Origin of the sequence: Paenibacillus sp. 1A_MP2 (assembly GCF_052244825.1) — a bacterium.
In the GTDB taxonomy this organism is placed as follows: Bacteria; Bacillota; Bacilli; order Paenibacillales; family Paenibacillaceae; genus Paenibacillus; species Paenibacillus vandeheii.
In genome coordinates, this window is the sequence record NZ_JBQQCS010000001.1 from 4,050,194 (window position 1) to 4,065,060 (window position 14,867).

10 protein-coding genes and 1 pseudogene are annotated in these 14,867 nt (G+C 47.6%); 1 reads left to right on the forward strand and 10 read right to left on the reverse strand.

All coding sequences use genetic code 11. The features are described from left to right. Positions 1 to 11: 11 nt before the first annotated feature. The 10 genes and pseudogenes from ACTWJ7_RS19895 to ACTWJ7_RS19940 form a co-directional block, all read right to left on the reverse strand. Entirely contained in the window at positions 12 to 2,021 is a 2,010-nt protein-coding gene (locus ACTWJ7_RS19895; RefSeq protein ID WP_301878670.1) for a glutaminase family protein, read from the reverse strand. Between the two features lie 142 nt (positions 2,022 to 2,163). Further along, positions 2,164 to 3,816, reverse strand: a complete 1,653-nt coding sequence (locus tag ACTWJ7_RS19900) for an extracellular solute-binding protein (protein WP_301878671.1) — start codon at positions 3,814 to 3,816, stop codon at positions 2,164 to 2,166. 61 nt (positions 3,817 to 3,877) lie between these two features. Then, positions 3,878 to 4,111 (reverse strand): hypothetical protein, encoded by a 234-nt coding sequence (locus ACTWJ7_RS19905; protein WP_443145806.1) that lies wholly within the window; start codon positions 4,109 to 4,111, stop codon positions 3,878 to 3,880. Positions 4,112 to 4,366: 255 nt separating this feature from the next. Next, positions 4,367 to 4,771, reverse strand: a complete 405-nt coding sequence (locus ACTWJ7_RS19910; RefSeq protein ID WP_443145807.1) for a hypothetical protein — start codon at positions 4,769 to 4,771, stop codon at positions 4,367 to 4,369. 12 nt (positions 4,772 to 4,783) lie between these two features. Continuing rightward, a complete protein-coding gene (locus ACTWJ7_RS19915; protein ID WP_024631735.1) occupies positions 4,784 to 5,710 on the reverse strand; it encodes an ABC transporter permease in 927 nt (308 codons plus the stop codon). Between the two features lie 44 nt (positions 5,711 to 5,754). Continuing rightward, complete coding sequence (locus ACTWJ7_RS19920; RefSeq protein ID WP_301878672.1) at positions 5,755 to 8,838, reverse strand: alpha-mannosidase; 3,084 nt, start codon at positions 8,836 to 8,838, stop codon at positions 5,755 to 5,757. A gap of 43 nt (positions 8,839 to 8,881) precedes the next feature. Beyond that, a complete protein-coding gene (locus tag ACTWJ7_RS19925) occupies positions 8,882 to 9,748 on the reverse strand; it encodes a hypothetical protein (RefSeq protein WP_443145808.1) in 867 nt (288 codons plus the stop codon). Between the two features lie 59 nt (positions 9,749 to 9,807). After that, positions 9,808 to 10,824, reverse strand: coding sequence for a hypothetical protein (locus tag ACTWJ7_RS19930; protein WP_443145809.1), 1,017 nt, complete (start codon positions 10,822 to 10,824; stop codon positions 9,808 to 9,810). Continuing rightward, entirely contained in the window at positions 10,730 to 11,083 is a 354-nt protein-coding gene (locus ACTWJ7_RS19935; protein ID WP_443145810.1) for a hypothetical protein, read from the reverse strand. The genes ACTWJ7_RS19930 and ACTWJ7_RS19935 overlap by 95 nt, the downstream gene beginning before the upstream one ends. 163 nt (positions 11,084 to 11,246) lie before the next feature. Continuing rightward, positions 11,247 to 12,394, reverse strand: a pseudogene (locus tag ACTWJ7_RS19940) (GntR family transcriptional regulator). 307 nt (positions 12,395 to 12,701) lie between these two features. On the opposite strand from ACTWJ7_RS19940, the gene ACTWJ7_RS19945 reads away from it, so the two are divergent. Further along, positions 12,702 to 14,756: a GxGYxYP domain-containing protein gene (locus tag ACTWJ7_RS19945; RefSeq protein ID WP_301878675.1), complete on the forward strand. Its 2,055-nt coding sequence runs from the start codon at positions 12,702 to 12,704 to the stop codon at positions 14,754 to 14,756. Positions 14,757 to 14,867: the final 111 nt, after the last annotated feature.

Below are 14,867 nucleotides of genomic sequence, written 5' to 3' on the forward strand. Positions count from 1 at the left end.
ACCTGATCTCATCATGATTTTGATGCAGATGCTGTGGTTAGTAAAGGAATGAAAAATCCACCCACGACCGAACGATTTTGGAAATTCAACTGCTTTCCAGTGATGGTATCATACCAGTCCGTTACGGGCACACGGCTCGATGTCTCATTCATAAAATCCCAAAGTGGTGAGATCATCTGCCCAAACTGGGCTTGCGTTTCACTCATGGAGGCACACCATACGAGCCAATCGGACTTGGTATACGTCTCACGGCTATCCAGCGGTATGCCGTATCGATTCTGTTTTAGCTGATAATATGCCAACTCTTTGGCAGCTACTTCTTTCGGAAAAAGATTGAAGTCGAGCAGACGGTCCCATACCAGATTGTATTTCATGCTCCACGATTCATTCGAGCTGTCAAAAGTCAGCTTGTAGTGATCTTCTGCATTTGCCATGGATTCCCACTCATCTGCCATTTTCTCTGCTGCTTCACGGTAAACGACACCATCGGGCAAACCAAGTTCGGCGCTCATGTAGGCATAAGCGGCAATACCCAAAATCGCTTTAATCGACAGGTTCGCATTGTGCGCAAGATGTCCAGCAAAGTCGTCGGTGCACAGCTGATTGTCCGGGTCCAGACCATGCTGCAGCAAATACGAAGCCCATGTGGTCAGAAGCCCCCAATGCTCACGTGCAAATTCCACCTGCTGCTCATATTTGCATACCGCTGCTGCCATCAGGAGCATATTGCCACATTCCTCGATAGGCATCTGATATTCAAGCTTGTTCTCTCCGTAAACCTGACCATTGGCTTGAGGATAAGTTCCGACGTCATGCGGAGCAAAATCAAATGTCCAATCCGTGCTCTCCGCATACCTATAGATTGGGCGCATCATTCCTTTGACCAATTCGGGATTATACCTCAGGAACAACGGAATCGACGGGTAGCTCACATCCACCGTAGCGATGCAGCCGTTACTGAAATTCTCTTTGGAGAAAAATAATACTTCTCCCGCTTCGTCAGCAACCAATTTATGTGCAGCAATCGCTTGCCGATAGGTCAGTGCCAGGATGTCTCTATATTGGTTCCCGCCTGCGGCCTGACTTTCCGCTAAAAGCTCCTGATTAAAGCGATTGCACCGCTGTACAATCTCTTCATATTGCTCCGCTGCTTTTGCCAGCATTGCATGGAATGTCACACCATCTTTCTTCCAATACGCATTCAGCGGTTTGTGAAAATATTCAATCGCATGAATATCATCATAGGCGAGCATCAGATAGCGTGTGGCTGACTCTTCATGGATAGATCCCATATCCATTTCGGTTGCCATAACAGGCATATCGCCAGTGATGGACCGCGGCTTACGAGAGTCATCTTCTGTCTTCAAACGACCCGTTCGGGCATACTGTTCACGGCTGGATACCGAATGAATGACCGAATGACTTTGAGAAGTCTGCTGAACCACCAGATACATATGTCCCCAGTCTATTCTCGTATCATCGCCGGCACGTTTTAATACAGGCTGTTCCACTGTTCCCATGGACAATGCATGCAACTGCTCATTGATTACATGAGATGCCCAGGTAACCTGCTGATCAGGGGAATGTACACACCATTCACCTGTCACATCAAAATAGATTTTCACGTGATGGCCCTGACCGTCTATCGCTCTAACATGGAACGTAACATAGGTCACAGGTCTGGATAACAACTCCAGATCATCGAGCAATAGTGGCGTGGTAAAATGAACCTCCAGCTCGATGCCTTCTCCTTCAAAGGTGTAACGGGTAGTTACAGGCTCAACGGTAAGATTCGTCTGCATGAGCGCATCCGGCTCGTCAACGGCTGCATCTTCACGAATACCTATTTTTCCCATAAACCTTCTGATTTTGCCGTCAATGGCAATCATGCCGACCATGCCCTGCGGATGGTTCGTCCAGTGCCGAGTGGTATCATCATAGAGGTGATCGGCAGCAGACCATACGCTAAAATAAGGGTCTACCGTGATCAACGGAACCGATGGTGGTCTAAACGTCGTCATTGGTTACATCTCCTTCAATTCATTTTTTCCAACATAAACGGTGCTCCTGATTCAAAAGGGATAGGCTTTGCTCGACTTGTTGACCAAGGCGCTGCAAAGCCTATGTGACTCCCGTGCTAATCGGTAACCTGCCCCTTCGGCATTAGTTCGGCATTTGAACAGTTACGATATCTTTTCCTTTCAGGTTCTCATTGGTGAACTGCATCGCTTGATCGTATCCGGTCTTCCGAAGCTGATCCCTGAGATCGTTGATAATGCTAAGGGCCGCTTCATCTGATTTTGCGAAAATGGCTTCCTTCCAGGCATCTCCCATCCGGTCCATGGAAGGCTTCAGCATTTCCCATTCCGGTGACTTGGTAATCACATCGCCCGGGTTATAGGCTGTTATTACGTGAATACCATTGGGACGCAGGATTTTCCGGGCATTTTCCATGGCATCGAGCCGATCCTGATCTGCCCAGATGTCTCCGCCTGCTGCCGAGTTGATGCGATCTAAACCCGTGATCGATTCCAGTCCGATGCTGATGCCCACACTCTTGCGAACTTTACCGGATTGATCTGCTGTAAACTTGTCGAACCATTCCTGGTTCGGTACAGGTTTGCCGTCCTTCATATCCCAATGAACCCCTTGAACTCCGTACCGGGCCAGCATGAAGCCTTCGTCAGATGCCATGTAATCGAGGAACTTGAGTGCTGCATCTACACACGCACCCTTGCAGCTACTGGTGATAGCCGTTACGTTGTTTCCTTGAATGCCAAGATCGACAGGCCGACTCGGATCAACATCTGCCCGTTCCAACGGTCCGATCGGGATGTAATCGCTTCCAGGATGGGAAGTAACATATTCTTTGGAGGCGTCCAAAATGGCCGGGTAATGTGCAGCAAGGATAGCAATGCGTCCTTGATTGATTTTTTCCTTGGCGATGGGATCGGTCTGAGTAAAGGCTTCGGGGTCCATCAGCCCTTCTTCAACCAGTTTACGATAGAACAGCGTGTATTCTTCATAACCTTTGGTGAAAAAGTTATGCTCTACCGTTCCGTCACCTTTGTCTACATAGCCTGCGCCCGAATAGAACATCGTGTTGCCGATACCCACGGACCATCCGTTACTGAAGCCGCCCAGCGGAAAAACGGGCTGACCGCTCTCCTTCAGATTGGCATCTTTAATTTTTTGGAGGAAGTTATAGAAGTCTTCCTTGGTCACGACAGACTGTGGATCAACGCCGACTTTCTCGGCAATGTCTTTGCGAACATAGAAGCCATACAACCAATCCATGCCATCTTCGTTCGTCGCAGGCTGATTTTGTAAGAGTAAATATTTCTTACCGTCATACGCATCTATTGCTTTTTCATAGAGTGCTGGCGGTACATTCTCTTTCGCAATGGATTTGGCCAGGTTCGGATAATCTCCCAATTTATCGGATATATCAACCAGCTGCCCTTCTTTGGCAGCCTTGATGATTCCGTCCAGCTCACCTCCCCATGCAGGCCCGGTGTAGATATCCGGCAAATCTTGTGTAGCGAAGATCTGGTTTACTTTCTCCGTCTCGCTGCCTTTTGTATATTCCCACTCCAAGGTAACACCCGTTTTCTCTTTGATCACTTCCTCCACAGGTGTCATTCCATTATCCGATCCGCCCGAGCCATTCCAATTATGCAATATTTTGAGTTTAGTACCGTTCTCCCCTTCTGTTCCTTCCCCGTTCCCGGATGAACTCGTACAGCCGCTCAGCAAACCTCCAACCATGATGGACACGAGCAACATGGATACACCTTTTGACCAAATGCTGTTCAAACCAATCGCCTCCTTGAATATATGATCTGGTCAAGCTCTAGCAATTTCAGGCCAAGATGATCTACCCTTTAACCGAACCGATCATAACCCCCTTCACGAAATATCGTTGCAGAAACGGATATATACATAAGATCGGGAAAACCGTAATGACCAGCAAAGCCATGCGAAGGGACTCAGGGGTTGCTCCAGCTCCGCCGACACCACCAACGGTCTGCCCACCCTGCTGTGCTGCACGCTGCATCGAATTGGATAGCGCCTCTGCTTCGGTCAGCATTTCTTGCAATAGAGTCTGCACCGGGATCAAATCTTTGTTGGATACGTAATAAGCGCCTGAGAACCAGTCATTCCAGTGGGCAACCCCAATAAAGAGCGAGATGGTTGCCAGTACCGGTCCGGAGAGAGGCAGAATGATTCGTATAAAAATTTGAAAATCACCATACCCGTCAATTCGGCGGATTCCTCCAGCTCTTCCGGTATGCCTTGCAGAAACGTTCGAATAATGATGATGTGCATGAAGTTGAATAGCATAGGCAGAACGTACACCCAGAAGCTATTGATCAGATGCAGCTTTTGGAGTGTAATGAAGAACGGTATGAATCCCGCACTGAAAATCGTGGGCAAAAGATGTAAAAGGTAAAAAGGAGCGACCAGGCAATGATTTTTTGGAAAGTGCATAGGCCATGAGTGTACACAGCACAACGTGGAGGAAAGTACCGAGCACGGTGCGCATAATCGTAATTTGATATGCCTTCCAGATTCGTGCGTTATCGAATACCTGGGCATAGTTATCCAATGTGAATTGGCGAGGAAGAAAATAAATTGCCCCTTGCATCGAGTCCTTACCGTCATTCAGTGAATAAGCCAAAATGTAAATAAACGGGTAGATCATGGAGAATCCAACTAAAGCAAGAAAGGTATAGTTAAGCACCGAGAATAAGGACCATTTTCGTTCCATAAGGTCACCTCCTTAGAACAGGGATACATCACTGACTTTGCGGGCGATGCGATTGACGGTTACAACCAGAATGAGTGCGATAACACTTTGGAATAGTCCGACAGCTGCAGCGTAACTGAGACGCCCTTCCCGGATACCGGAGTTAATGGCGTGTACGTCCAGTACACTGCCCAGACTTGCGGTCGCCGGTCCATTCAGGAGAAGCAGTTGTTCATATCCCGCGCTCATCAGACTGCCCACGGCGAGTATGAATAATATGATGGCCACATTGCGGATACCCGGAAGCGATATGTGCCACATCTGCCTGAAGCGTCCTGCACCATCCATTTTGGCAGCTTCGTAAAGCTGCTGATCAATACCCGCAATAGCAGCCATAAAAATGATGGAATTCCAACCGATATTCTTCCAGATGTCCGAACCAACGATCATCTGATAGAACCACGTTGGATTGTTCAGGAACTGGATCGACTCCGCTCCAAATGACCCCAATAAGTCGTTGACTGGACCCCCATACGGCGTTAGAAGCCGTTGCATCAGAGTGACCACAACGATCCAGGATACGAAATAAGGCAAGTAGGAAAGGGTCTGAACCGTCTTTTTGAATTTGATCATTCGGACTTCATTTAACAGGAGTGCAAGAATAATCGGCATCGGAAAACCAATCAGCAGTTTCATGAGACTGATAATGATCGTATTACGGATGATGTCACCGGATTGGTAATAATTGAAGAACTGTTCGAAGTACTTTAGGCCAGCCCAAGGACTTCCCGTGAAACCACCAATGAAGTTGTAATCCCTGAAAGCAACCTGGATTCCATATAGCGGCACGTAAGAAAACAGGAAAAACCAGACGATGCCGGGCAGCATGAACAAATAAAAGAGCTTATGCTGCCAGATTCGCTTCATCAATCGATTGTTGCTCTCTCGTGTCTTGATCACATTCCCACCTCTCCTTTCTTATAAGGGACGGAGAATCGCCCCAGCTATACCTGGCTTAACTTCAGTCTTATCGTAATGATTTCAAATGGTGTGAAGGACAGAGCGATCTCGGATGCTTCTTCAATTGGAACGGTTGAAATCATATTTTCCATAAGATCCGTCGTCCAAGCATCTGCTACCTGAAATCCAAGTTGTAATGCTGTGGAGGCATGGGTTCCTGAAGTTTCAAATAGACGGACGATGATGTCGTCACCCTCTTCGGCTTTTTTGACCGATTCCACCATGATGTGCGGATGATCTGGTTGAAGAAATGCTTTGGAATACGGGAGCTTACCGTTCTGCTTCGCAGATCCAGATGATAAGGAAAGCGTTCGAAGCGGGATGTTCAGTTCATTACCTCTTCGATAGACCTCAGCCTGAACATGATTGCCTTGATGCGGATATAACGAGTAGGTGAACTTATGCTCCGCATGATCTGCTTCGGGGTCTGGGTATGAGCTGCTGCGCAGCAAATTCAGATCAAGCACATTATCGATGGCTCGATGACCATATTTACAATCATTCAGCAGTGCGACTCCATAATCCGGCTCCGATAAGTCAATCCACTGATGAGCGCATATCTCATCCTTGGCGAAGTCCCACATGGTATTCCGATGGGTCGGTCTGGTCAAACTGCCAAATTGGATCTCACAGTGAACCTGGTCTGTACGGATATTCAGCGGGAATGAAGTACGGAGCATTTTCCCATGCTCTCTCCAATCGACAGTCGTCTCAAAATCAATGCGTCTGCTTCCTTCTGTCAGAACGACAGTCTGGACCAGAGCGGATTCTCCATAGTTATACTCGAAAATCAACCCAACTTTGGGACCATCACGAAGCTCGTGAATGTCATGAAGCGTTAATGGCATACCCGTATGCGCTGAATAGTCATGACTGAAATCCCAAGCATCTCCCTCGTCGTGATACACACGAAGTGCATTTCCCGGATAGCCTTGCGGAATGACTTCTCGAGCTTCTGCCTTGTCCCGGATGGAGATGATAGCTCCGTTCCGATCAAACCTTACGATGAAGGTGTCATTCTCCACGACACGCTCATTAGCAGAAACCTGAAATCCCGAATCCCGCATTCCCGGGACCACCTCAGTGGAGGATGCAATTTCATCCATAGCATCCTGGCCCACATGATTAGATATCACGGTATATCCCATGGACGGCACCTGAATTTGGCGCCAGCTTCCATTCGTGTGAAGCCACTCCTGACGTTCCCAAGGCAATGAATTGAATATCACCACGGAGGAGTTGGGTAAGGAATCGACATTTGAAGAGATCTGGTCTGCCAAATGACTGTAGGTTGCATTGATCATATTTTCAGTCTGCTCCAAAAGTTCTTCGTATCTTAGGAGTGACTCATCGTACACTCTCTTGATTGAAGACCCGGGAAGGATATCATGGAACTGATACAGGAGGACTTCCTTCCATATCGTTTCCAATGTCTCGGACGGATAAGACTTACCTATCTGGGCAGTCACCAGTACAGAGGCGAACTCCAATTCGCGCAGCGCCTTCTCCATCTTTCGGTTATATCGTTTGCTTCGGGCTTGACTGGTCAACGTTCCTTGATGTTTTTCTAGGTAAAGCTCCCCGCGCCACGTCTGGAATCGCTCACGCTCTTCATTAAGTCGTTCAAAAAATTTCCACGAAGGTTCCTGTATAACAGGAGACAAGCCAAGCAGGTTCTTCTCCCGTTTCAGCCGCTCCAAATGTTCCTCACCTGGCCCACCGCCCCCATCTCCTATACCAAAGAGCATCAGTGCATGGCTGGATACATTTTTGTCCAGGTATTCCCGCTCAGCTTTGACGATCGAACGCGGAGCTGCCGGACTATTGTAGGTATCCTCAGGCGGCATATGTGTTAATACCGCTGAACCATCAATCCCCTCCCACAGAAAGGAATGATGGGGATGTCGGTTGTACTCGCTCCAGGACAGCTTCTGGGTCATCATATAATCCACACCTGATTTCTTTAACAACTGAGGCAAACTTGCCGAATAGCCGAATACATCAGGCATCCAGAGTGATTTCATTTCCAGACCGAATTCCTGTTGAAAATAACGCTTGCCATACAGAATCTGGCGTACGAGTGATTCACCACCAGGCACATTGGTATCCGACTCCACCCACATGGCCCCCTGCGGTTCCCATCTACCTTCACGTACTCGTTCCTTGATCTGATCATACAGCTTGGGATAATGCTGCTTCATCCAATCGTACAGCTGCGGTTGGCTTGCTCCGAACACATAATCGGGATAACGCTCCATCATGCGGAGCACTGTGGAGAACGTTCTAGCTCCTTTCCGGATCGTTTCACGGATCGGCCATAACCAGGCCAAATCAATATGGGCATGACCGACAGCGCTTAGGGTTAAGACCGGATCGCCTCCCTGCATGCTCAGCTGTTCATTCAGTCGTTTCTTCGTTTGCTGGACATAATCTTCGGAGAATTCTGTCAACTTCAAAGAAATGTCATATAGCGTTTGAAAAATTTTCTCCTTACGAGCGGAACCTTCATGGAGCTGCTCTGCCGTTTCCAAAAGCACCTCGGTATCATAATAGAGATCCCGAATATCTTCCCTGCAGTAGGCGATGACGGCCTCTTTCAATGTTCCACCGCGATACTTGCCGAACAGATCGTTATTGCCTGCATCTGCCCACACTTCAACTTCCTGCCCATTCACAGACATCTCCTGGAGCTGCACGACTCGTTTACCAGGCAGACCTAGTGAAAAATCAAACTCAGAGTTAATGGTAGTTAATCCCTGGATCGGTGAGCCTTCATGGTCAACCAGACACAGCTCACCGCTGACATCCAGCAAGAGGACTGCATTCTGATGTCGTTCGCCTGCCCGTAGACGGCCCGCAAAGCGGAACCAGGCACAGTCCCATAAATCCCCCCATTGTTCTCCTTGCGTAAGAGTCACTTTTGTACCGGACATCCGTTCCTCGTATGATACGGGCTCTGGGGTAACCCATGCCGTCACTTCCAACTCGGCAATCGGCTCATATATGGCTTCCCGAAGTTTGTTTAACATCTGTTTTAACCGTTCAGGCCTTATCGGTTCGTATGGCATGCTAGTGTACTCCTCTCTGTTACATCAATCAGGTTATATAAAATCAGGAAGTCCAGCGGACAGAAACCTCTGCGTTGTTCTCATCACCATGTTCGTACTGAAGAAGAACGGTCTTTGAATCCGGGTCCCATTCCCACACAGCGGGTGCCGTCCGCTCTTGAACAACATACTGGGCAGATAAGGGTCTGGCCCTGCAGTACAGCCTTGCCGTTGCCTTCATATTGGCAGGACCTCTCGCAATGAATCGAAAACCTGCGGCAGACAGTGACAGACCTTCTATTCGGGAGGAAGCAGCAATAACAGATACTTCTCCATCTGTTGGACGGCCTGCTTCAATATCGTAAAGCAGGGCTTGCTCTCCCGGTTTTAGAGCCACTTGACTCAGAACGGAGAGCTGTGAATCAAACAAATCCACCATCAGACCTGAAATGTCCACCTGCTCTTCGCTGACCGACTCATCCAGAATCGATACGATTAGATAAGGACCTCGTCTAATTTTGAAATATGGCTTCGATTTCCACTCTAGTTCTGGTCCGTGGAGGGTCTCCATCGTTTCTTTGACGGATTGGCGCAACCGATCAGCCCCTGCCTTGGATAAAGTGAAGTCAGCCGGATGTTCATTCAGCCAGCAAACGATCCCTTTTCCAACCTTATTGATCCCTTCCCTCTTATCTTTCAGACCTAGCTGCTCAAACAAATGTGCTCGAGGAGAGTTATGCGCCGGATCTGACTGCCCTTCCTTGCGGTCAGGGTTCCACCATGCACGAATATTGTGATACGGATCACTGTCGTCGCCAACGTAGATTAACGCTCCGCCATCCTGCACCCACTGTGCAAGGGCATAGTGAATGTCCGGATATTCCGGTTTGATGAATTCATAGCTTAGTATGAGCACACGATAACTTGCCAAGTAACCCGGATACCGCCTTACATTATCCAGTTGAAGGGGTCTCACGGGAATCCCGTGTTTCAATAAAGGCAGTGTAAGTCCATAAAAGGAGAGAAATCGAGCAGTTCGGTATCGCCATCCTCCTGAAATCCTTCAGGGTCTGTTCCATCGTATTTACCGGCGTGGAGGACATTGGGATCTGACTTCATTCGTTGATACATCGCCGAGTCTGCAATGAAAACGCCCACTTGTAATGGTTCCTCGGCTGTTTCAACCACATCCTGATCCATGTTACCAAGGGTGTGCATGACTTGAAGTAAAGTTGTGGTATAGTCTGACGGAATTTGTTCCTTGCCAGTGCCATCCTCGGATGGGTAAGTACCTTGAAAGATTCGTCGAGGCCAAGGTGAGACTTCATAATGGGCCACCCCGGGATGCAAGAGTGAGGCAACCACAGTCTTTAAATAGTTCTGTCGGTAATCGGCCCAGGAATAATTCGGGTTATCTTCGATCGGATCATGCAGGAACCACATCCGTCTGTCCGTACCACGAACCAGTTCTTGCATTACGCCATATTCAAGGTAAGCGGTTTCAAATGTACGTTCTTTACGCTTGCCTTCATACACATTAGGGGTTTGGGATGTCCCGGTCCAGATCTGTGCAATGTATCCATCGATGGAAGGCAGCTCTAAAAGCTGAGATTGTGGGCTGACAATTCGCCACTGTGTGTAATTAATCAGACTATGGGTCGGAACATAAAAGCGAAGAACACGACTATAACGTTTTAACGCGTAGTCCTTCATCTCGGCACATAATCGGTCCAGGACGCGTGTATATAAATACGCTTTTAATTTGGATGCTCGAAATTGTGCGTCTGGCGAAGCATGGGGCGGAATCCAGGGTTCTTTGTAATACAACTGCCATTCCCGTTTAAAAGCTTCCGAATATCCTCCGTTCACCCAGAATTCGGGCTCCTCCAGATGGATAGCCTCTACACCGGCGTCAACAGCGATACGTATTCGCTCCGCTATGTAATAGCCAAAGGAAATGGTAGGCACCATGTATGGAATGACCGGTTTGTCCCCGTGAAGAATCATGTCCCCTGACGGTCCGTTTGAGCTTCATCCCAATGCGTTGCGCCATCGATCTCGCCATCAAGATAGTTGTTGTAGTTCCCCACGCAACTCCTGTCATCAGATGAACGATATACCCTTTTTCTTTCCACTTCTGAATACGTTCCTGCATCGACTCGTCAATCCCATAAACCATTACAAAGTCAGTCTGCAAATCATAGTTGGCATGATAAGGAGCGGCTTCTTGAAATCCGGTACGCTCTTCCTTTCGATCTCGTGCCACATTCTTAGCCTCCCCTGCTCGTATTTCATTTGGGTTGCAATGTATGACTATCCATCATTTTCTAGACTATAATATATGATATGAATATATTCAATATGTTTTTTATATAAACATAAAAAAACCTTTCCCGTTTCTGACGGAAAAGGTTTTCTTTTTGTGAAATTCAGGCTTGAGGAACCGTTCCGGTGGTTTGACGTATGACCAGTTCGGGTTCAATCAGAATTTTGCTGTAGCTTTTCACTTCCCCATGACCGCGCAATACTTCAAGTAACTTAACAGCTGCCTGATACCCCATATTGCGCTCAAACTGCTTCACATGGGTAAATATGCTGAATTCCTCCACGATGGATGTTGGGTCATCGAAGCTTACAATCGATACATCTTCAGGCACCCTAAGCCCTGCTTGCTTGGCCATTTGATAGATTTGTACACCCAGTCTACCGTTAAGCGAAACATATGCCGTGACCATTCGGTTTTGGATATATCGGTACAAGGGGTGCGCCTCCGCATCCTTCAGTTCGCTTAGCGGTTGGAAATCCGTAATCATATGCGCAGGATTGATTAAAGCCCCTTTGCCTTTTAAAGCCTCAATATAACCTTCAATCCGCTCCTGAACCGTGACCGTCTGCAGGGAGAATCCGAGCAAATGGCGATATCCCGGTGTCCAAGCTCCCACAGATGCTCCACGGCTAGTCGCGTGCCCCGCCTACCATCTGCCGCAATATAATGCGTCTCCACCCCTGGCAAATAGCGATCCATCAGTACAAAAGGAAAACCCGAGAGCTTCATACCGAGGATCTCCTCGTTGTAGTTCTCCTCATCTACAGGAAAGATTAACAGACCCTCTGCCCCAAGTGCCTTCATCTCCTTGATGACATCTTTCTCTTTATCCAGCTTGCCATGGGTAAACATGATCATGCTGCGATATCCTTCCTCGCGCAGTGCTTGCTCAATTCCCTCAACGAGTCTAATGGCAAAATAATCATGAATTGAGGGCATAATGATGCCAACCATTCCACTAGAAAGTATCCCTTCTCTGCCCTTCATCGTGGCAGCTTGCGTTGATGTCACAGAAGCACTATCGGCTTCTTCTGCAACAAAACTGCCTTTCCCCGGCACACGCGCAATTAATTTTTCATTTGCTAATCCGGTCAGCGCATTGGCAACCGTAATTTTACTGACCTGAAACTGATCCATCAGTTCCTTCTCTGTCGGTATGCGATCACCGGGTTTCATATTTTCTGATGTTATGACATGTCTGATATAGTCCTGGATTTGTTGATACAACGGAATTCGATCGTTTGTACTCATTTTGATCACATCACCAATTCATTCATAATATTTGAGATATATAATATATCCTTTCACATACAAGTGCAATAAACAAGCTGGGCTTATCTGCAGTTGTAAAGATCATTCTCCTGATATCACCCCATTTATTATGCCTGATTTCCAGGAATGATGGGAACTTTTGTCGAAACCCTTGTAAAATTATATATGAATATATTTAATATATATTGGATAGAGATGTGTTGATCGGCTTTCGGCCGCAAAAGGAGGATGGGTATTACGAAGGCACACGCTCTAATTTCTGACTATAACAAGGAGTGAATTCGCCATGGCTCGTAGATTCACGATTCTCTGTTTAGCCTTCCTATGCGCTTTTTCATTAACAGCCGGTGCAGCTTCCGCTTCGGAAACAGATGTACAAACAGCTAAACCTGATGGTTCCAAACACCGTGAACTTCCAAGCTTCAAAAAACCGAAACACCTGGATGCAGCCGACATCTATGATGCGCCAGGTGACATCAAATTGTTGATGGGAACTTTGCAGGGAATCGTTAACAGGGAACAACCCCGAATCTATCTCATCGAATCCCAGGAAGAAGGGAAATTGACCTGGCTTAAAGATATCAACGTGCCGTACACGCTCCATCCAGATTATTGGGAGGTATTCTCTGCTTATCGCAGCGAGGTCAAAGGCATGATCGTATATGATCCCAATGTACCGGATACGATTAACGTAGCAACCACGCTCGCAGGACTGAAGAATGCTGTTGTGGCAAGCCCCGAGCTGGCAGCCAAATTGTCCAAATCACCTTACAAATTAAAGATTATGGATGATCTGCGAGGTAAATTCAATAGTCGGATGGATGCTTATACCTGGCAATATGAGAATCTGTGGAAGAAAACGAGTCATCAGATGTTAGTTGGACTTGATCCAGATACAGCGATTCGCATCCCTTCCGGAATGCCAGAATCATTTGTGACGATTGCAGAGGAAAAGCAGCAGATCCGGGATGCAAGCAACCGTGATACGTATTCTCTGGACCTCTCCTCACTTCTGGGCAAAACTTCGGTATATTTGCGATTTGATGATGCCTTCACTCAGGATGGCTGGGGACCAGCTGTGCATGAGATTACCGTTAAGGCTGATGGAAAAGAGATTGCAAAATTCGTCGCAGGAACACCGGAAGAAGAATCATTTCTTTACGACAGACAGAATTCCAAGGTTAATGAAGGTCAAGGTGGCCACCGTTTCGCCGATAATGGCAACTATTTTGTATATGAATTCAGTCCTCCTGCGGGAACTCAGAACCTGACGGCTGAGGTGGATATGTGGAACCAGTACAAAGTATCAGCGGGTAATATCCGTCCACTCTCCGCTGAGCAGCGGGAACCCTATGCCTATTTAAGAGATTATGCAGTCGCGAATAAAGCGATGGTGTTCTGGTTGGATTCCAATGTGCCTGAGCAAAAGACACTTTTCGAGAAGATCATGTCTGACGTAAAACCGGGAACTCCCTACCTCGGCTGGTTCAGCAATGATGTTGAGGGTGAGTTCAGTTCTGTTGAAATTGCTTCACGTTATGGTGTCTATGTTCTCGCCGCCGACTGGTTCAGTAACCTGACCGTTTTCTCGGGAACACAGCCTCAGCTCACTCCGGTGAAAAAATCTCCGCGACCTGCGCTGGAGAACAAAATCTATGTAACGTATACCTTCACGGAAGGTGATAATTTTCAGTATAATCAGCATCGCATGCGTGTGATGTGGGATGATCCGGCCAGGGGAAAGGTTCCGATCAACTGGACTTCGAGCCCGCTTCTCTACGAGGCAGCCCCGGCGATCCTGAATTATTATGTGAACACCGCAACACCGAATGATCTGCTGATCGCAGGGCCATCCGGTGCAGGATACTTCTATCCGGGGGCATGGCCCGACTCAAGCTTCCGACAATTCTTGCAGCAGACCGAGAAGTATATGAAAAAGACAGGTATGACGATCCCTTATGTTTTGAATCGTGCAGACAGCGAGAATGTACCTCTCACGCCATTTAAAGCAAGCGCTTACGAGCAGGATTATAAGGCGCCTGGCTTATTCATTAGCTATGAAGACAAGTATGGTATTGAGATTGTTGGCGACAGTCTGCCGGTATCCACGATTCGTGGGATAAGTACCGTGCAGGACGGATTACAAGTGCTGAATGACGCAAAAGCAAATTGGGATGGCAAGTCCCCGTTGTTCGTTTCTCTTGGATTGCTTGCATGGAGCACGACCCCATCCGATGCCTTGGCAATCACGGAAAAGCTCGGATCGGAATTTAAGGTTGTCCGTGCTGATGACTATTTCTCCTTCATTCGAGAAAGTTACCACTTGCCCGCTAGCAAGTAATAACGATACTTACAGGAAATGTGCAGACGCATAAAAGCATCGTACCCCCGTGATGTCGGGTACGATGCTTTTTTCATGACGGAGCCGGGTGCAATTACAGACATCATAAGT